Source organism: Streptomyces sp. NPDC055966 (genome assembly GCF_042269865.1).
Classification (GTDB): Bacteria; Actinomycetota; Actinomycetes; order Streptomycetales; family Streptomycetaceae; genus Streptomyces.
The window spans coordinates 565,308-583,944 of record NZ_JBHJYK010000001.1 but is presented as its reverse complement, the minus strand read 5'-3'; the positions used below and the strand labels follow the sequence as shown (position 1 = coordinate 583,944).

General features: G+C 74.7%; 18 protein-coding genes. 7 read left to right on the top strand and 11 right to left on the bottom strand.

Going from position 1 to position 18,637, the window contains the following annotated elements:
- Positions 1–130: 130 nt before the first annotated feature.
- Together ACFC8N_RS02695 and ACFC8N_RS02690 are read right to left on the bottom strand one after the other, a co-directional pair.
- A complete protein-coding gene (locus tag ACFC8N_RS02695; RefSeq protein WP_376285704.1) occupies positions 131–1,384 on the bottom strand; it encodes an FAD-dependent oxidoreductase in 1,254 nt (417 codons plus the stop codon).
- Entirely contained in the window at positions 1,384–2,721 is a 1,338-nt protein-coding gene (locus tag ACFC8N_RS02690) for an ATP-grasp domain-containing protein (RefSeq protein ID WP_362819642.1), read from the bottom strand. The genes ACFC8N_RS02695 and ACFC8N_RS02690 overlap by 1 nt, the downstream gene beginning before the upstream one ends.
- 153 nt (positions 2,722–2,874) lie before the next feature.
- Here ACFC8N_RS02690 and ACFC8N_RS02685 point away from each other — a divergent pair, with 153 nt between their 5' ends.
- Positions 2,875–4,146 (top strand): glycosyl hydrolase, encoded by a 1,272-nt coding sequence (locus ACFC8N_RS02685; RefSeq protein WP_356023004.1) that lies wholly within the window; start codon positions 2,875–2,877, stop codon positions 4,144–4,146.
- Here ACFC8N_RS02685 and ACFC8N_RS02680 read toward each other — a convergent pair.
- From ACFC8N_RS02680 to ACFC8N_RS02640, 9 genes are all read right to left on the bottom strand, one after another.
- Positions 4,143–5,315 carry a GNAT family N-acetyltransferase gene (locus ACFC8N_RS02680; RefSeq protein WP_376285701.1) on the bottom strand — a complete coding sequence of 391 codons (1,173 nt, stop codon included), beginning with the start codon at positions 5,313–5,315 and terminating at the stop codon, positions 4,143–4,145. The genes ACFC8N_RS02685 and ACFC8N_RS02680 overlap by 4 nt on opposite strands.
- Complete coding sequence (locus tag ACFC8N_RS02675; RefSeq protein WP_356023001.1) at positions 5,312–5,947, bottom strand: lipopolysaccharide biosynthesis protein; 636 nt, start codon at positions 5,945–5,947, stop codon at positions 5,312–5,314. Before ACFC8N_RS02675 ends, ACFC8N_RS02680 begins: the two co-directional genes overlap by 4 nt.
- Positions 5,944–7,167 carry a glycosyltransferase gene (locus ACFC8N_RS02670; protein WP_356022999.1) on the bottom strand — a complete coding sequence of 408 codons (1,224 nt, stop codon included), beginning with the start codon at positions 7,165–7,167 and terminating at the stop codon, positions 5,944–5,946. The genes ACFC8N_RS02675 and ACFC8N_RS02670 overlap by 4 nt, the downstream gene beginning before the upstream one ends.
- A complete protein-coding gene (locus ACFC8N_RS02665; protein WP_376285696.1) occupies positions 7,164–7,856 on the bottom strand; it encodes a polysaccharide deacetylase family protein in 693 nt (230 codons plus the stop codon). Before ACFC8N_RS02665 ends, ACFC8N_RS02670 begins: the two co-directional genes overlap by 4 nt.
- 129 nt (positions 7,857–7,985) lie before the next feature.
- Positions 7,986–10,067 carry a murein biosynthesis integral membrane protein MurJ gene (gene murJ / locus ACFC8N_RS02660; RefSeq protein WP_376285693.1) on the bottom strand — a complete coding sequence of 694 codons (2,082 nt, stop codon included), beginning with the start codon at positions 10,065–10,067 and terminating at the stop codon, positions 7,986–7,988.
- A gap of 289 nt (positions 10,068–10,356) precedes the next feature.
- Positions 10,357–11,730, bottom strand: coding sequence for an O-antigen ligase family protein (locus ACFC8N_RS02655; protein ID WP_376285691.1), 1,374 nt, complete (start codon positions 11,728–11,730; stop codon positions 10,357–10,359).
- Between the two features lie 3 nt (positions 11,731–11,733).
- Positions 11,734–13,158, bottom strand: a complete 1,425-nt coding sequence (locus tag ACFC8N_RS02650; protein ID WP_376285688.1) for a sugar transferase — start codon at positions 13,156–13,158, stop codon at positions 11,734–11,736.
- Positions 13,155–14,321: a glycosyltransferase gene (locus tag ACFC8N_RS02645; RefSeq protein ID WP_376285685.1), complete on the bottom strand. Its 1,167-nt coding sequence runs from the start codon at positions 14,319–14,321 to the stop codon at positions 13,155–13,157. Before ACFC8N_RS02645 ends, ACFC8N_RS02650 begins: the two co-directional genes overlap by 4 nt.
- Positions 14,322–14,375: 54 nt before the next feature.
- Complete coding sequence (locus tag ACFC8N_RS02640; RefSeq protein WP_356022985.1) at positions 14,376–14,699, bottom strand: hypothetical protein; 324 nt, start codon at positions 14,697–14,699, stop codon at positions 14,376–14,378.
- A gap of 229 nt (positions 14,700–14,928) precedes the next feature.
- On the opposite strand from ACFC8N_RS02640, the gene ACFC8N_RS02635 reads away from it, so the two are divergent.
- The 6 genes from ACFC8N_RS02635 (at position 14,929) to ACFC8N_RS02610 (ending at position 18,616) form a co-directional block, all read left to right on the top strand.
- On the top strand, positions 14,929–15,168 hold the full coding sequence (locus ACFC8N_RS02635) for a chaplin (RefSeq protein ID WP_356023268.1): 240 nt from the start codon (positions 14,929–14,931) through the stop codon (positions 15,166–15,168).
- Between the two features lie 194 nt (positions 15,169–15,362).
- Positions 15,363–16,076: a hypothetical protein gene (locus ACFC8N_RS02630; protein WP_376285682.1), complete on the top strand. Its 714-nt coding sequence runs from the start codon at positions 15,363–15,365 to the stop codon at positions 16,074–16,076.
- Between the two features lie 196 nt (positions 16,077–16,272).
- Positions 16,273–16,554: a hypothetical protein gene (locus ACFC8N_RS02625; RefSeq protein WP_356022983.1), complete on the top strand. Its 282-nt coding sequence runs from the start codon at positions 16,273–16,275 to the stop codon at positions 16,552–16,554.
- 338 nt (positions 16,555–16,892) lie between these two features.
- Complete coding sequence (locus tag ACFC8N_RS02620; RefSeq protein ID WP_376285679.1) at positions 16,893–17,384, top strand: DUF5949 family protein; 492 nt, start codon at positions 16,893–16,895, stop codon at positions 17,382–17,384.
- The gene (locus ACFC8N_RS02615) at positions 17,384–17,968 is read left to right on the top strand and encodes a vitamin K epoxide reductase family protein (protein ID WP_376285677.1); all 585 of its coding nucleotides are present in this window, start codon (positions 17,384–17,386) and stop codon (positions 17,966–17,968) included. Before ACFC8N_RS02620 ends, ACFC8N_RS02615 begins: the two co-directional genes overlap by 1 nt.
- A gap of 126 nt (positions 17,969–18,094) precedes the next feature.
- Complete coding sequence (locus ACFC8N_RS02610) at positions 18,095–18,616, top strand: hypothetical protein (protein ID WP_376285674.1); 522 nt, start codon at positions 18,095–18,097, stop codon at positions 18,614–18,616.
- Positions 18,617–18,637: the final 21 nt, after the last annotated feature.

The following is an 18,637-nucleotide window of genomic DNA, read 5'->3' as shown; positions in this document are numbered from 1 at the left end:
TATGGCGCCCGTTCACACGTGCCACGACGCGCAGACTGTGAACGAAATAAGGAGCCCGAAGAAACCCGTATGCGTGAAACACCGGGAAATTCACCCGATTGCCCGTCCGGCGCGGCCGGCCGGCGGCCCCTCACGGCAGCGGCGCCTCCAGCGGCAGCGCGGCCGCCGCCGGCGACGGCACCTGCGGCGGAGCACCTCGCAGCCGGCGCCGTACCCCGCGCACCAGCGTGCCCGCGGTGAAGGTCGCGCCGTGCACGAAGCGCATCGCCGGGCCGAAGCCCGCCGCCGTGATCAGACCGGCCAGGAACAGCCCGGGGTACGACGACTCGAACTCCGCCCCCACCTCCGGCGCCCCGTCCGCACCCGTCGCCAGCAGCGCCCGCAGCTCGGGGGAGAGCAGCCGCAGCCGGTCCCGGGTGGCCCGGAAACCGGTCGCCGCGATCACATGCCCGGTGTGCAGGGACCGCGCCCCGGCGCCGGGCCCCGCGAGCTCCAGGCGCAGCCCGTCCGGCACCTCACGGGCCGTCACGATCTCCCGGCCGAGCAGCACCTCCACCCGGCGCTCCACCCGCTCGCGCACCCACCAGGCGCCCGCCGGGCCGAGCGCGTCCCCCGCGATCCGGGTCCGGGTCCGCTCCGGCAGCCGCCGGTACAGGCCGGGCCGCTCGGCGTAGAACCAGTTCCGCCAGCCGGGGCCGAGGCCGCTGTGCGGCGCGCGGACCGAGCGCCACCAGGGGCGCTCCCAGGGCGGCGGCACGTCGTTCCAGCACAGCCGGTCCGCGCGGGCCAGCACCCGCACCCGGGTGCCCTGTTCGGCGAGGAGCGCGGCGGTCTCCAGAGCCGCCTGGCCGCCGCCGACGACGGTGACGTCCCGGCCGCGGAAGCGTTCGAGGTCGGCGTGGTGGCTGCTGTGCGAGACCAGCGCCGGGGACAGATGGCGCAGCGGCTGCGGGATCTCGGTGAACGGCAGCACGCCCACGGCCAGCGCGACCGTCCGGGCGGTGAACGTCTCGCCGTCCTCGGTGACGGCCTCGAAACCGCCCGCGCACGGCGCCAGCCGGGCCACCGTCCGCTCGTCGACGGGCGGTACGGCGTTGCGCGCGAACCACAGTCCGTACTCGGCGAACACGTCCAGCGGGAGGGGCTCGGCGTGCCGGGCGGCCAGGCCCCGGAAGGCGCAGAAGACGTCGAGCCGCCAACGCCCCTCCGGATCGGAGAGGTTGGAGGCCCAGGGCTCCGACTTGAGGAACATGCCGCGGGGCATGTGGTCGCGCCAGGACGCCATGGGCCGGCCGAGCACGCGGACGCTCAGCCCGGCCGCCGCGGCGTGCGACGCGATGGACAGCCCGTACGGGCCGGCGCCCACCACCAGCAGGTCGTACATCAGCAACTGCTCGCTTTCTCGTCCTCACGGAAGTCGTCGGTGATGTCGGTGATGTCGGGGACATCGGTGATCTCGGTGCCTCCGGGACCGCACGCCGTGGGCACCAGGCACGGTGCGGTGTCCGGTACGGCCGCCGGTGCGGGGGAGCTGCGAGGGCGCAGCCGGCCGGTGACCGGGCCCGCGAGGCGGCAGGCGGCGCGCCGGCTCCACAGCGTCCACATCGCCCGGCCCGGCGCCGGGTCGTCCGCCGCGTGCCAGGCCAGCTCCCGGCCCGCCGGCGCGGGCCGCAGCGCGGTCAGCGGGGCGTAGTTCTCCACCACGAACCGCCGCCCGGCGAGCGGCCTCCCCGCCGGCAGCGGACGGTGGGTCAGATCCAGGTGCAGGGCGCGTACGACGTCCAGGCCGGCGCTGTCGGTGAACAGCCGGAACTGGGCGCCGGGACGCGGGTTGAAGTCCAGCAGGTGGTAGCGGCCGGTGCTGCCGCAGCGGCGGAAGTCCAGGTCGAAGATGCCCCGGTAGCCCAGGTCGCGGGTGAGCCGCTCGGCCAGCGCCGTGATCTGCGGGTTGGGCGTCCACTGGCCGACCGCGGTCAGACCCGCGCCGCGCGGCCAGGCCAGGTGCTTGCGGCCGGGGCCGCCCGCTCGGACGGCGCCGGTGCGGTCGGCGTACCCGTGGCAGAACCAGTCGCGGTCCGGCCCCGGCGGCAGGAACGTCTGGAGCAGCAGCGTGCTGCCCGCCTCGGCGCTGCGCAGGAACAGCTCCCGGGCCTCGCGCGCCGAGCGCACCAGCACGGTCGAGCGCAGCCCGCTGCCGGCCGGCACCAGCCAGGGCCGGCTCCACTTGGCCACCAGCGGCAGCCCCAGCCGCCACGCGGCCGCCGCCGCGTCCTCGGCGCTGTCCGGGACCAGGGTCACCGGGTGCGGGACGCCCGCGGCGGCGCACAGCCCGGCCAGCTCCGCCTTGTCGGCTACGCGTTCGGGCAGCGCGCCGGGCTGCTGCGGCAGCAGATAGGCGGGCGCCAGCTCCTCGCGCAGCCGGCCGGCCGCGATGGCGCTCGCGTCGTCCAGCGGGATCAGCACCGCCGGCCGCGCCACGCGGGCCGCGACCCGGAGCAGGGTGGCGGCGATGTCGCCGGGGGAGGCGCCGGGCCGCGGCGGGGGATGCAGCCGGTGCACGAATCGCGACGCCCGTACGGGACTTCCCGCGGAATCGGCGACGACGTGCACCTCCACTCCCGCCCTGCCGAGCGAGCGCACGGCGCCCAGGGTGCCGTGATGAAAGGGGTTCCGGTCGATCCGCAGCAAGACCGCGGGGACCTGGACGTCCAGGAGCGACACGGGTGTTGTTCCTTCTCCTCGATTCGCCCGTGCGGGGGTTCGGGCCACCTGAAAGCCGTAACCGCACTGGCGGAATTCGTACCGATATGACTGTGTGTCAGTAACAGGAAAACGCGGCGGACGGAAAGCAACCGAGTGGGGCGAGGAGCGGGCATGGGCGCACAGCAGAGCGGTGCCAGGACCCGGCGGTCCGCGGTGATCGCGGTGGCGGCCGTCGCGTCGGTCGCCCTGGCGGTCGGCCCCGGTTTCGCCGTGGAGCCGGTCCCACCGCCCCCGGACACGCCGGTCCCGGTGACACCGAGCCCGGTGACTCCGGTCCCGGTGACGCCGACCACGCCGGCTCCCACGCCCACCAAGGCTGCCGTACCGCCGTTCGGGGCGTTCCTCGACTCGGGGCCGGTCGGGGTCGCGCGGATGGCCGGGCTGAGCCGTTGGCTGGGCAGCACCGAGCTGAAGGTCGCCCACACCTATCTCCCCGGCGACCGCTGGCGGGACATCGAGGGGGCGCCCGGATTCCTGGACGTGTGGGCGCGCTGGCGGCGGGACAAGGCCGACCGCACGCTCGTCCTCAACGTGCCCATGCAGGAGCGCAACGAGGACCACGTCTCCGACGCCGGGGTGCGGTGGCTGCTGCGGCAGGGCGCGGCCGGGGCGTTCGACGGGCACTTCAAGACCCTGGCCGAGCGGCTGGTGGAGCTGAAGGTGCCGGACACGGTGATCGTGCTCGGCTGGGAGATGAACGGCACCACGTACACCCATCGCTGCGGGCCGGACCCGGAGAGCTGGAAGGCTTACTGGAACAGGATCGTCACCACCATGCGTGCCGTACCGGGGCAGAAATTCCGGTTCGATTTCACGCCGAGCCGCGGCCGGGACGGGGTGCCCTGGACCGAGTGCTATCCGGGGGACAGCACGGTCGACATCATCGGTATGGATTCCTACGACCAGCCGACCGGGGAGTCCTTCGACGAACAGGTGAAAGAGCCCTACGGCCTCCAACAGCACGTGGATTTCGCGAAGTCCCACGGCAAACCGATCTCCTACCCGGAGTGGGGACTCTTTCGCAATGGTGACAACGCCGAATACATGAAACGCATGCTCGCCTGGATCGACGAGCACAAGCCGCTCTACAACACGCTCACCGACTACTGCCCGCACGGCGTCTGGCAGTGCTCGGCCAACCCCAGGTCGTCGCAGATCTACCGCCGCGCCCTGTACGACCTCCCCGTCCAGCCGAGCACCGCACCCACACCGGCGCCGACTCCCACACCGGCCACGGCTCCCGCTTCGCCCCCGGCCGCGAAGCCGGAGGCGGCCACCGGGTCCCTGGGCGACTGCTCGCCGGTGGATCTCGGCAACTGGATCGAGTACTGGCTCGGCGGCAGGCTCTGCATCCGCTTCGACTGGTGGTCGCGGAGTAGTTAGCACCGACGGTGTTCCCTCCACCAGCGCAGCACCTCCTTGCCCCGCTGCCGGGCCGCCGTCTCGCACAGGGCGGCCGTCAGCAGCGGGGCGGTGGGGCGGCGGGCCAGCAGGAGACGGCGGTTGGTGACCGGTTCGGGACGCCAGTGGCGCTTGTACGGCTCGTCGCCGCGCAGCAGGCTCAGCGCGCCGCGTCCGGTCACCTGGTCCGTACAGGCGTCCAGCAGCATCACGGCGACGTCCGCCTTGTGCGCGCGCAGGTCCGGATGGGCGCCGTAGAGGTAGCCGCCGGCGAGGCCGCGGGAGAGCAGGGTCAGGTCGACGGCCAGCACCTCGCCCGCGATCCGGAACTCGGTGACCACCGCGCTGCCCGATCGGACCATCGGGCCCACCGCGCGCACCAGATGGGTGCGGAAGCGGGGCTGGAGGTGCTCGGTCGTCACCCTGCGTCCCTGCCACTGGAGCCGGTGCAGCTCCAGCAGCCGGTCGAGGGCCCCGGCCACCTCCTCCGGGCCGACCGCCCGCCGCTCCACGCCCAGCGAGTCCAGCTTGCGCAGCTTCGCCCGCACCCGCTGCTGGGCCTTGTTCGACGGCAGCCGGGCCACCAGGCCGTCCATGGACACGGCGGGCAGCTCCAGGCACAGGGAGTCGGGCACCGCGCGGCGCGGGCCGGACCAGCAGCCGTGGATCCGCTCCACCGCCGCGCCCGGGCGTACCTCGCGGAAGTCGACCAGTGCCGTACGGGCCGCGCGCGCGAGGGCCGTGGTGAGCGCGCGCACCGCGGGTCCGTCGTCGGCGTCGTCCAGGAGGATGTCCGCGTAGTCGGAGATCGGCCCGCCGAGCGGTACCAGCACGGGCAGCGGCCGCCGGACCAGCATCAGAGGCGCGGCGGCCAGCAGCTCGCCGCCGGAGCGCACCAGCAGCAGCCGCAGCCGGCCGGGGCGGCCGTACGACAGCCACCACGAGTGCAGCCAGGCGTGGCTCTGGAAGGGGGTCGCGGCGGCGCACCGCCCGTACAGCCGCTCCCAGGCCGGCGCCAGCGCGGCGAAGCCGGCCTCGTCGGTGAGGAGTTCGGTGACGAGTTCGGGAACGCGCCGGGGAGTGAACCCGGGGACGAACCCGGTGCCGGGTTCGCCGGCGCGGGCGGTGCGTCCCGGCTCCGTGGCCGTCACCGGGCGCCGTGCGCGTCGGCGGCGACGGCCGGGCCGGGCACCGGGGTCGGACGCGCGGTCTCCTCCTCCGGCCGGCGCCGCGGCCGGACCAGCAGCGCGAGGGTGCCGAGCAGCCCTCCCGCGCTCGCCCCGACCAGCCCGGTCACCTTCGCGGAGGCCGAGGCCGGCGAGGTCGGCTTGAGCGCGCGGGAGAACTGGAGGAGGCCGACGTGCGTGTCGTCCTTGGCGTCGTCGGCGTGTTTGGTGAGCGCGCGGGCCACCGCGTTGGCCATGTCGGCGGCTTCGGCCGGGTGGGCGGAGGTGGCGGAGATCGAGACCATCGGGGCGTCCGGCGAGGTCGCGGCGCGCACGCTGTCGCGCAGCGTCCTCACCGGCACCCCGGCCCACACCTGGGCGTCGGCGAGCACCGCGAGCTGGGTGGCGACCCGGCCGTAGGCCTGGGCGAAGCCGAGGGCGGAGGCGGTGTCGGACTTGTCGGTGGGGACGGCGATGACATAGCTCGTCGCCGTGTACGCCGGGGGCTTCAGCTCGCCGTACGCGCCGCCGAGCAGCCCGCCCGCGAGGACCCCGGCCGCCACCAGGGACCAGGACGGGAGCGCGCGGAGGCGGGCGGGGCGGTGGTTGTCGGTCATGAGGGCTCTGCTCCCTGCTGGACGGGGAAGTGGACGGGGATGTGCGGCACCTGGAGGGGGATGTGCGGGGCGGCGAGCGCCGCGGCGTAGACGTCCATGAGCCGTGCGGCGCTGCGGGTGATGCAGTAGTGGCGGGCCGCCTCGGGGGCGGTGCGCGGGCCGGGGCCGGCGGCCTGGACCTCGGCGCGGACCTCGGCGAGGGCGCGGGCGTAGGCGCCGGCGTCGCACGGGACGCGCAGCGCGCCCGGGGCGGCCTCGGGCGCCAGGTCCTGAAGGGCCGGGCAGGAGGTGTAGCGCACCGGCAGCCCGGCCGCGAGCGCCTCCACGACCGCGAGCCCGAACGCCTCCTCGGCCGACGGCGCGGCGAGCACGTCCATCGCCGAGGCCAGCGCGGGCAGATCGGGGCCGGACGTGTCGCCGCCCGAGTCGCCCGAGCCGCCGGAGTCGCCCGTGTACGCCCGCTCGCCGGCGAACAGCACCCGGTCGGCGCCGCCCGCCGCCCGAGCCGCCCGCCGCAGCGCGCCCTCCTCCGGGCCGCCGCCGACCAGCAACAGCCGGCAGTCGTCGGGCAGTCGGGTGAGCGCCTGGATCAGGACGTCGAAGCGTTTGCCGGGGGCGAGACGGCCGACGGCGCCGATGACGAACGCGTCGGCGGGCAGTCCGAGCCGGTCGCGGGTGCGCAGCCGGGCCGCCGGATCGTAGGCGAACCGCGCCAGGTCGATGCCGTTGGGCACGACCGTCAAGCGCGGTGCGGGCACGCCCCAGCACATGAGCCGGTCGGCGACCGTGGGGGAGACGGCGACCGTGGCCCGGCCGAGCCGCTCGCCCAGCAGATACAGCCCGCGCACCCCCGCGGTGAGTGGCCTGCCCTCCATCTGGGAGTCGCCGAGGGAGTGTTCGGTGGCGACGACCGCGCGGACCCCGGCCAGTCGGGCGGCGATCCGGCCGTACAGGCAGGCTCGGTAGAGGTGGGTGTGCACGAGGTCGTAGCGGCCGCGCCGGATGATCCGGGCCAGCCTCGGCAGCGCGGCCAGGTCGAGGTTGCCGGTCATGCCGAGGTGGGTCACGCGCACCCCGTCGGCCGCCAGCCCGGCGGCCACCGGACCGGGGTTGGTCAGCGTCACCACGTCGCAGTGGACCGGCAAGTGCCGCAGCAGCAGCCGCAGTTGCTGTTCGGCCCCGCCGATGCCGAGGCCCGTGATGATGTGCAGCGCCCTCATCGCAGCCCCGCGACGGGACGGCGGCGCAGCCGGTGCAGCCGGTACTTCAGGAGCAGGCGTGCGGCGCTGTCGTTCTGCCCGACGTGCACGCGCGGCAGGGCGTGCGGGCCGTTCAGCGCGCCGGGGTCGATGGCGCAGGCGTAGCCGTATCCGGCCGCGCGCACGGCCTCCATGGCGCGCCGGTCGACCGTGCCGTACGGATAGCAGAAGCCGGTGACCCCGGTGCCGGTCAACTGCTCCAGCCGGGAGCGGCTCTCGGCGGTCTCGTGCCGCAGCTGTGTGTCGTCGGCGCGGGTCAGATCCACGTGGGTGAGGCCGTGCGAGCCGATCTCCACGCCCGCGGCCGCGGCGCGCCGGATGCCGGCGGCGGTCAGCAGCGGCTTGCGCGGGCCCAGCGGATCCCAGTCGTTGACGCCGCCGAGCCGGCCGGGCAGCACGAACAGGGTGGCCGTACAGCCCCAACGGGACAGCACCGGAAGGGCGTTGACCAGGAAGTCGGCATATCCGTCGTCGAAGGTGAGGGCCACCAGGTACCGCCCCTCGCCGCGCGCGCGGGCGGCGAGCAACTCGGTCACGGACACGCCCCGCAGCCCCTGCCGGCGCAGCCAGCGCAGCTGCCGCTCCAGCCGGGCCGGGCTGACCGTGATGCGGTACGGGTCGTCGGAGCAGTCGCCGACCGAGTGGTACATGGCGATCCAGGGAACCGGGCCGGGTCTGGAACGGTGGACCGGCGGGGCCATCTCAACGCAGGAGGACATGGGCGAGCCTTCGGGTCTGGGTGGGTACGGAACGGAGGGCGGCGGCGCGGTCCTGTCGTCTCATTCCCGGCGTCCGCCCGGAGGGGGGCTCGGCGGCGTCCCGGAGTCCCCCCGGTCGAGCCAGGCCGAGAGCGGGGACGCGTGCGAGCCGAGGCGCCGGAGCGCACGCGTGACGTAGCCGCTCGGGCGGTTCGGCGACGCGGCTGGGGGTGCCCCCTGCGGGGGGATGCGTGCCAGGCGTCGCCGAGCGGCCTGGAACGAGACGACAACGCTCAGTGCCCGGTCGCCCAGGGCCCGGCCGAGCAGGACGAACACGACGGTCACGGTGGCGACGCCGGCCGCGAGCCCGGCGAGCGGCGACCCCGGCAGCCGGGCGACGAAGGCCCCGGCCAGGGCGGCGACCCCGGCCGCCCGCAGCGGCCGGCTCAGCTCGCACAGCACGCCCGAGGTCCGGACGGGCACGCTGCGGGTGCGCATCCCGGCGAGCAGCAGGGCGGCGGTGACGGTGATGCCGGTGGCGTTGGCGGCGGCGATCCCGGTGACGCCCCAGGTGCCGACCGTCCAGGCGGCGATCCAGGACGTCACGACGATCCCGGCGCCCATCGCGGCGAGCGGGTACCAGGTGGCGCGGCCCGCCGAGAAGTAGGAGCGGACCAGGACGCCGGTGAGCGTCTGGCCGAGCAGCCCGAGCGCGTAGACCCGCATCACCTCGGCGGTCGCCGCCGTGTCATGGGCGGTGAACGCGCCGCGCTGGAAGAGGAGTTGGATCAGCTGCGGCGCACAGGCCGTCACCGTGGCGGCGCCGAGCAGCACCAGTGTCGCGGCCAACGCGAGATCCCGCTCCACCCGGGCCCGCGCCCGCTCCATGTCACCCTCGGCCAGCGCCCGCGCGACCACCGGGAAGGTGACCGTGCACAGCATCAGCGACAGCGACATCGGGATCTGCGCGACCTTCTGCGCGTAGTTGAGGTGCGAGATCGCCCCGGCGGGCAGGCCGGAGGCGAAGTACCGCTCGATCAGTACCTGCGACTGCCGGCACAGCGCGAAGAGCAGGACGGTCGCCATCAGGGGCGCGGCGAGCGCACCAGGCCCGTCCGCCGCCTTCGGCGCCGCGTCCTCCGTCCTGTCCCTCCTGCGCAACTCTCGTACGAAGAACGGCAGTTGCAGCAGAACCATCAGCAGGCCGCCCGCCGCGACCCCGACCGCGGCCGAGCGCACGCCCCAGCGGCCGCCGAGCGCGTACATCGAGGTGACGATGCCGAGGTTGTAGGCGAGGTAGATCGCGGCCGGGGCGAGGAAGCGGCGGTGGGCGCGCAGGGCCGCGCTGGCGTATCCGGCGAGGCCGAAGCTGAGCACGCAGGTCGCGGTGAGCCGGGTGCAGTCCACGGCGAGCCCCGGATCGGGCAGGCCCGGCGCCAGCACCGCCACGAACTGCGGGGCGGCCAGCGCGAGCAGTCCGCCGACCGCCGCGAACGCCAGCGCCAGCCGCGGCAGCGTCCCGGCGACCAGCGAGCGCACCGGATCCCCCGGCACGCCCTGCGCCCGCCGGGCCAGCGCCCTGCTGAACGCCGGGATCAGCGCGAACGCCAGCCCGTCCTCGATGAGCAGCGTGGCCGCGAACTCCGGCACGGTCCAGGCCACCAGGAACGCGTCGGTGTCCCGCCCGGCCCCGAACAGCCGCGCCAGCGCCTGATCCCGCACCAGCCCGAGCAGCGCCGCCGCGACGGACAGGGACGCGGTGACCAACGCGGCCCGCGCGAGAAACCGCCGGGTGGGCGGAACGTGCCCCCCGCAGGTCTGCTGCGCAGGCTCGGCGGCCGGGGAACCGACGGATGGCGGTGTGTCGGGTACGGCTGACGGGACGGTGCCGGTGGGGGTGGTGTCGGCGGAGCCGGGGTTGGCGGACGCGGTGGATCCGGCATCGGCCGACGTGGAGCCGGCGGGTGCCGGGGGGCGGGCATCGGCGGTCCCGGAGCCGGCGGATGCCGCGGATCGGGCGTCGGCGGAGCCGCAAGCGTCGGACGGGCCGGGAGCGGCAGGTGCCGCCGGTTCCTGCTCGGCAGCGTTGCCCGACCGGGCCACCGGCAGCGCGAGTGTGCCGGTGACTGGATCCGGTACCGGCCCTGGTCCGACCTCAGGCACCGGCGCTGCTCCGGTCCATGGCACCGGCCCCGCACTGGTCCCCTGTCCCGGTTCCGCGTCCGTTCCCGGCGCTGGTCCCGCGTCAGTTCCCGGTGCCGATGCCGGTCCCGGGCCGGTCTCCGGGCCCGGCGCGTCCTCGATCCTCGGGGCCGTCATCCGATCCGCCCCCGCCCCTGGCACCGAACCCGCCCCTCGTGCCGAGCCCGAACCAGCACCCGGCGCCGTACCCGTACCCGAACCCGAACTCGTACCCGGCATCGCGGCCCGCACGGCATTCGTGTGGTCGGTGTCATCGCAGGGCCGCCTTCCCCGTCGTCGTTCCCCGCTTCGTGGGTGTGCCGGTCCCACCCGGCACGTCGGCGGTGCCGTCCGCGGCGTCCGCTCCGGCCAGCGCCCACCAGGCGACCAGGCCGAAGCAGACCGCCGTCAGGACGGTCGAGGGGCCGCCGATGTCGGCGTAGGCGAAGTCGACCAGCTGCCAGACGAGCAGGCCGCACGCGGTCAGGGCGCAGTCCAGGCCGTGGCCGCCGGGCGCCCGGCTGCGCGAAAGGCCGCGCAGCGCGCACACCAGCAGGGCCAGCCAGCCGCCTACGAGGCAGAGCAGGCCGATCAGGCCCTGCTCGGCGAGGACCAGCAGGTACATGTTGTGCGGGGACAGCAGCGGCTGACGCCGGAACGCCGCGCCCGCGCCCTCCGTGTCGCTGCCGGAGGACAGCGCGAGGGAGGCGTGTCCGTCGCGGTACTCGGGGAAGCCCTTCAGACCGACGCCGGTCAGCGGGTGCGCGCGCCACATGTCGACGGCCGCCGCCCACATCGTGTACCGGTCGGTGACCGACTGGTCCGGCGCGTCGGCCACCTGGGTGATGCTGTCGAACCGCTCCTGGAGCATCGTCGTACCCATCCCGAACCCGCCCACCAGGACCACGCACGCGGCCATGGCCACCGCCCCCGCCCGCAGCGCCCGGCGCAGCCCGGCCAGCACCAGCTGCGCGGTGAGCGTGACGGCCGTGGCGATCCAGGCGCCCCGGCTGAACGACAGCGCGAGAGGGAGCAGCAGGGCCAGGGCGCACGCCGTGGCCGTGGCCCGGACGCGCACCGGGCCGCGGCCCAGCGCCAGGCCCGTCGCGCAGACCAGCCCGTAGCACACCACCGTCGCCATGCCCATCACGTCCGACGACCCGAACGTGCCGACCGCGCGGATGTCCTGGCCCTGGTAGGAGGCGCCGGTGCCGGTGACGTACTGGTGCACGCCGATCGCGCCCTGGAACAGCGCGAGGGCCACGAACGACCAGGACAGCAGCCGCAGGTCCCGGCGGTCCCGCAGGAGCAGCACCACGGCCGCCGGGACCAGCACGAAGATCTGGAGGTAGCGGCCGAGCCCGGCGATGCCGGTGCCCGGCGTGACCGCGTGCAGCGCGGCGAGCGAGACGCCGAACACGGGCAGGCCGAGCAGGACGGCGGCCCGGCGGGACAGCGGGCGGGCCCGGTCGCGCAGCAGTCGTACGGCGCAGTAGGCGACCACCAGCGCGGACAGTGCGTCGGCGGGGCCCGCGCCGCCCTCGGCGCCGGGGTCGGCCGGCAGCGCGAGCAGCGCGACCACGGCCGCCACGGGCAGCACCGGAGCGCTGCGCCAGGGGCGGGCGAGCGGCGAGGCGAGGGCCATCGGTCAGCTCCCCGTCGAGCGCACGAGCGCGGCCGCGGTGCGCAGCAGGACGCAGACGTCCCGCCACAGCGACCAGTTGTCGATGTAGGCGTTGTCGAAACGGGCCCGGTCCTCGATGGAGGTGTCGCCGCGCAGCCCGTGGATCTGGGCGAGCCCGGTGATGCCGGTGCGCATCCGGTGGCGGGCCGCGTAGCCCGGGTAGGTCTGGCTGAACTGCGTGACGAAGTACGGCCGTTCGGGGCGCGGTCCGACGAGGCTCATGTCGCCCCGCAGCACGTTCCACAGCTGGAGCAGCTCGTCCAGCGAGGTCTGGCGCAGGAACCGGCAGAAGGGGCTCATCCGGTGCTCACCGGCCACGCTCCACCGGGTGGCCGCCTCGTGCTCGTCGGCCGGGCGGTGGGTGCGGAACTTCAGCAGCGTGAAGGGGCGGCCGTCCATGCCGATGCGTTCCTGCCGGAAGACCACGCCGGGCCCGTCGGTGACCCGGAGCACGACCGCGCACGCCAGCAGCACCGGGCCGGCCAGCACCAGCATCGTCCCGGCGACCACCACGTCCAGCAGCCGCTTGCCGGCACTGCCGCGCCGCCGCGAGCCGAGCTCCAGCCGCCGCAGCCCGAACCCGGCGAGCTGGTCGCGCATCTCGTACGACGGCGAGTCCGCGTCCAGCTCCCACACCGTGCACCCCGACTCGGCGAGCGCCCGCAGCAGCGGCCCCTGCCCGGTGCGTACGGCGGGGTCGACGGTGAGCACGGTCCGCACCCCGTTCTGGATCAGTGCCCGCTCCACCTCCTCGCCGCTGGTCAGCACCGGCAGCCCGCCGTGGCCGCCGTCGGGCCGGTCGGTGACGACGCCCACCGGCCGCACCCCGCAGCGCGGGTGCCGCAGCAGCGCGGCGGCCACCCGTTGCGCGGTCGTGGCGGGCCCGATCACCAGGGCGGTGCGCGGGCGGCGCAGCAGCGCCACGCGGCGGCGCCAGTGCACCGCGCCCCGGCCCGCGCAGGCGGCCGCCGCGTGCAGCGCCCAGCAGAGCAGCAGCGTGCGGGCGCTCAGCGCGAGCTCGGGGGTGTAGGTGGCGAGCAGCGCGGCGAGGCCCAGCCAGGCCACGGCGATCCGCCCGCACACCGCGGGCAGTTCGTCGAGGACGCCGGGCACGAGCCGGGCCGCGTGCGGGCGCAGCAGCAGCGCGCCCGAGACCAGCGCGGTGACCAGCAGCGGCCGGCGCGCGGCCGCGTCCAGCGCGGCCGCGCCGGCCAGCGCCGCGAGCAGGTCGGCGGCGAGCAGGGGGAGCGGCGAGGCGGGCCGGGCGGGCGGGCGCCGCGGCGGGAACCGGAAGCCGTCGGCGGCGCGGGCCGGCAGGACGGAGACGGCCGGGAGCCCGGGATCCCAGGGGTGCGCCCCGGAGGAGGGGACGGTTCTTTCCGCGGTCACGGGTGGATGGACTCCCTGCACTCGGAGGGCACGCGCGGACGTGGTTCCGTGCGCGCGTCGAGGAGTTCGCGGTAGACGTCCGAGATCCGCTCGGCGGTGTGCCGCACGTCGTGCGTGGACAGGATGTGCCGGCGCCCCCACTCGCCCAGCGCGGCGCGCAGCGGCGGGTCGGACAGCAGCGCGGCGATCGCCCCGGCCAGTGCCGCGGGGTCCTCCGGCGGGACCAGACAGCGCGCGGCGAGGGCGGGCGGCAGGCTCTCGCGGGCGCCGTCGACGTCGGTGACCACGACCGGCCGGCCACAGCCCAGCGCCTCCAGCGGGGCGAGCGCCATGCCCTCCCAGCGGGAGGGGAGTACGACCAGGTCGGCGGCGCGGTACCAGGGCACCACGTCGCCGACGGCACCGGCGAAATGGACGGACGGATGGGCCCGGTGCCTCAACGCCTCCCGGTCCGGACCGTCTCCGACGAGCACGAGCCTCGCCCGCGGCACCGCGTCGAGCACCCGCGCCCAGGCCCCGAGCAGGAGGTCCTGGCCCTTCTGCCGGCAGAGCCGGCCGACGCAGACCACGACGGGCGCCGCGGGGTCGGACGCCGGGAGGGGCGCGGTGCGGGGTCCCGGGGCGAAGCGCTCGGTGTCGATGCCGTTCGGGACGACCGTGTACGCGGCGTGCACACCGGCGCGCAGCCCGGTCTCGCGCTCCGCCTTGCTGACGCACACCACCCGGTCGGCCCAGCGCGCCCCCCACCGCTCCCAGTGCAGCGCGAGTGCCGCGGTGGTGCCGCCGACCGCCTCGAACGACCAGGCGTGCGGCTGGAACACGGTCGGGATCCGGCCGCGTACGGCCAGCCGGCCCGCGAGGCCCGCCTTCGCGCTGTGCGCGTGCACCAGTTCGGGCCGCACCCGGTCGATCAGCCGTACGAGGCGTCGTACCTCACCCGGCAGACCCGGGCCCGGGGCGCGGCCGGCCTGCCAGCGGCGGACGTCGGCGCCCAACTCCCGTAGTCCTTCGGCCAGTTCGCCGTCCGGACAGGCCGTCGTGACGTGGAGGCCCGCCGCGAGCTGGGCGCGCGCCAGGTCGAGGACGACCCGGGCGACACCGCCGTCGACGGGTTGCGCGAGGTGCAGGACCCGGGGCCGGGGGGCGGGTGCTGACTGGTGCATGGGTGGGATTCCTCGTTCGCAGGGGGCGTTCGGGACGGTGGTCGGGAACGCGCCTCACGCCTGTGCGCCCACGGCGGCGAGGAGCACACCGGCCCATGCCGCGTCCGGCTGGGGGGTGAGGTGTGAGCTCGGCGGGTCACCGCCGCCCGGCAGGGCCGGTCCGGGATCGCACACGTCGCTGCCGTGGCCGAACGCGTTGGGGTAGGTGCAGGTCCGCCGGGCGGGTACGGTGCCCGGTTCGCTGGTCGTGGCGTTCATCGCGTCGTCCGCCGGCTTGACGCGGCCGCCGCGTGCGACCCGCGTACGCCGGGGCCCGGCGGGGAGCGTGAGCCGGGCGCCCGTCGTCGTGCACAGCGGCGGACCCAGGAACTTGCGCATGAGCGGCGGTGCCCTTTCGCATGTGCTGGAGAGATCCGCAACTCTAGTCGCTATATGTATTAATCCGGGGAAATCTGAAGAAAATGGACAAGTGTGTCGGAAGTGTGAAAGGAAGTGCCTTTGCTTACATCACACCATTGGCGGCACAACTCCCGGCGTCCGGTCGCGTTGGACACAAGGCCGGGTGTCCGCCCGGATGTTTGTCTCGATTCCCAAGGAGTACCTCTCCATGTCGCGTATCGCGAAGGGTCTGGTCCTGACCTGCGCCGCTGTCGCGGCTGTCGCCGGCGCCGCCGGCGCGGCCTCTGCCGACGCCGGCGCGATCGGCAGCGCCAAGAACTCGCCGGGCGTCCTGTCGGGCAATCTTCTCCAGGCCCCGATCCATGTGCCGGTCAACCTCTGCGGCAACACCGTCAACGTCATCGGTGCGTTGAACCCGGCGGCCGGCAACATCTGCGTCAACGACTGACGCCGGGACGCGCCCCTTCTGACGGCCGTCCGCACCGCGCGTCCGCCGCGGCGCGGACGGCCGGTTTTCGCCTTCCGCCGGACGGATCACAGGTGATCACGAATGGCGTCCGCGCGGTTGCAGAGCGCGATCGGCGCACGGACGGTGAGCTCAGGCCCCTTGTGGGCTCCCTCATGTCCGCCGAAAGGAACCCCATGCGTGCTCTGCCCACGCTGCGCGTAGCGTCCACTGTCCTCTGTGCCGCCGTCCTGGTCGGTGTCGTCGGCCCCGCCGCCGTCGCCGCCGACACGGGCCGCACCCACAGCACCGCCGAGTCCCCCGCGCCGAGCGCGGAGCAACTGCTCGTCCAGGTCAGAGTCCTGGACGGCACAGGAACCGTCCTCCAGCCGGTCATCGACCTGGTCAGGGAGTCGCTGACGAAGGGCAAGCTGGACGCCGACGAGGCCAAGAAGCTCGGCGAGGCGGCCCAGCAGGCCATCTCCGCCGCGAAGGCCGACCCGGCCCTGCTGCCCCCGGTCAAACCGACGGCACCCGCGACGCCCCTCGCACCCGGCGCGCCCGCGAAGCCGGCGGCTCCCGTGACCCCCGTGGCTCCTGCGGCGCCTGTGGCTCCTGCGGCGCCTGTGGCTCCTGCGGCGCCTGTGGCTCCCGCGGCCCCGGCCCATCCGGCCGCCGCGAAGCTCACCGACGCCAAGCCGTCCTCGACCCGCGACCTCAGAGACGACGAGCTGAACGGCCTTCAGGGCGGCGTCGCCAAGCTCCTGAAGGGGGTCACCTCCGGCCTGTCCACCGTGGTGTCGCTTGCCTCCGGCGTCGTGTCCGGCCTGGTGAACCTGCTGACCGGCACGCTCGGCGGCGTCCTGGGCACCGTGGGGGGTTTGGCGCAGTCCCAGCCCTCGGCCCACTGAGTCCAGGGCACGGACACACCCCGGCCGCCGTACCTCCGGGTACGGCGGCCGAGCGCTTTTCCCACGCGTCGTTCCCCGGGGATCCCAGGGGGATCTCATATGTCTTCTCGGTGCGGGGTTTCCGGTCCGGCCGGATGTCGTTAGGCACGGCGTCAGAAATCCCCGGGTGACGTGAGTTGCCGAAGAAAGGAACACGATGAAGTCCCTGAAGGCTGCCGCTGTCGTTGCCGGATCCGTGGCCCTCGTGGGCGTCGCCGCGCCCGCGTTCGCCTACACCGCCACCGACGTGACGCCCACCCTCAACGGCGCCGTCAACCAGCTCTCCAAGGGCTCGATCACCCTCGACGATTCGATGCCGCTCCAGCACCAGTCGGACGCGCTCGACACCGAGAACAAGGATTCCATGCTCCACACGGTCAAGGGCGCCACCGGCGCGGTGAACCAGCACGCCCCGCTGCTCGGCGGCCTGCCCCAGTAGACCCGTGTCCCGCGGGTCGTCGGTTCGTATGCGGTGAGGTTCGGCCGGTGCGCGGAACGGGGGCTTCGGCGTTGGACCGGGTCTGTCGACGACTTCCCGGTCCCCGCGGGCACGCTCTCGCCGCCCGCGTCGACAGCCTGTGCCCCTCCGCGCCGAGTGCTCACCGGGCTCCCGCGTGGGCGGTGGACGTCGCCGCCCGGACTCAGGCGATCGCCGGCGAACGGCGCCGATCCCTTGTCACCGCCTTCCCTCGATCGTGTGGAGCGGTGGGCGGGGCAGTGGTCCGGAAGGGTGAGCAGCCGCCCGGCGGACCGCGGAGGCCTCGATACGGTCGCGCGGTGACCTCAACCTCAAGCGGCCTCCGCCCCGCCGACCTCGGCACGCTCGTCCTGCTCGCCTGGAGCGGTGAGGCCCCCGACGGCGCCGACATGCCGTATCTGCTGGCCTACTCCCTCGGGGACGCCGAGGGCGGCCCGCAGACCACCGCGGCCGCGGTCGAGCACCTGCTGGCCGACAGCGAACTGCCGGTCGGCGGCGACCTGGTCGACGGCTACGACCGGCCCGGACTGCCCGTCAGCCTGCTCGTCGAGGCCGGCCAGGCCGTCGTACGGATGCCGCAGCTGGTCGCCCAGGCCGACGCGCCGCCGGAGTGGCTCGCCGCCGTCAAGGAGCGCGGCTACGCCTACCTCGTGTTCACCACCCGCGCCTGGCCCGAGGGCCGGCCCGGCAGGACCGTCGAGGCGGCCGACCTCGCCGCCTTCGCCGGCGCCGACGAGACCCTGAACGCCGCCGCGCACATCGTGCTCCCGGCCACCAGCAGGCGCCACTGATGCCGAGGGCCCTGGCCGGCGGCAGGGGGCTCGGGCTGCTGCTGGTGATCACCGGGGCGGCCGGGCTGCTCGCCTCCTGGGTCATCACGCTCGACAAGTTCAAGCTGCTCCAGAACCCGCACTTCGTCCCCGGATGCAGCCTCAACCCGGTGGTCTCCTGCGGCAGCGTGATGAAGAGCCCCCAGGCCTCGGTCTTCGGGTTCCCCAACCCGATGCTGGGCCTGGTGGCCTACGGCGTCGTCGTGTGCGTCGGCATGAGCCTGATCGCCGGGGCCCGCTTCCCCGGCTGGTACTGGCTGCTGTTCGAGGCCGGCTGCCTGTTCGGCGTCGCGTTCGTCTCCTGGCTCCAGTTCGAGTCCCTGTACCGGATCGACGCGCTGTGCCTGTGGTGCTGCCTGGCCTGGGCCGCCACGATCCTGATGTTCTGGTACGCCACCTCGCTGGTCGTCACCCACGGCTATCTGCCCGCGCCCGTCTGGCTGAAGCGGTTCCTCGACGAGTTCACCTGGCCGCTCCCGGTGCTGCACATCGGGGTGATCGGCATGCTGGTCCTGACCCGCTGGTGGGACTTCTGGACCAGCTGAAGAGTGGACAAGTCGACTGTTAGGGCAATTACGGCAGCCGGGCGAATTGTGAACAGAAGCGGTTTTCGGGCTCGTTACGCGGTACGGACGCCGAACTCCCGCATCCTGGAAGGGACCGTACCTGACATGAAGTCGACCACCCGAGGAACCCTTGCCGCCGTCCTCACGGGCGTCGCGGCCGCCGTGGGTGCCGCAGCCACCCCCGCAGCCGCCGTCGGCACGGTCCCCGTCCCCGTGCCACTGGGCGGAGCCTCCAGGGTCCTCGGCACGGAGGTGCCGCAGGCGGGCCTGGAGGTGCCGGTGCCGCTGCTGATGCCGACCCCGCCCGAGGGCCCGCGCTTCGTCCCCGGCCACCTGATGCCCGAGCGCACCCTGCCCGAGGTGCCGTTCAACGGCGCCCTGCCCGGTGCCCACCTGCGCACCCCGATCCCGGACGTCCTCGGCGAGGGTGCCGACCACGTCGGCGTCACCCTGCCCGCCAACCCCCTGCGCACCATGACTCCCGGCGTGGCCATGGACGCCCCGCTGACCCAGCCCAGCGTCGCCAACCACGGCCTCCCGTCCCTCCAGGAGCCCGCCCTCGGCGTCATCGCGCCGGTCCTCCAGACGGTCACGAACGGGGACCTGTCCACCGGGCCGGGGCTGTAGCGCCGCCGTCCCGAGGCCCCC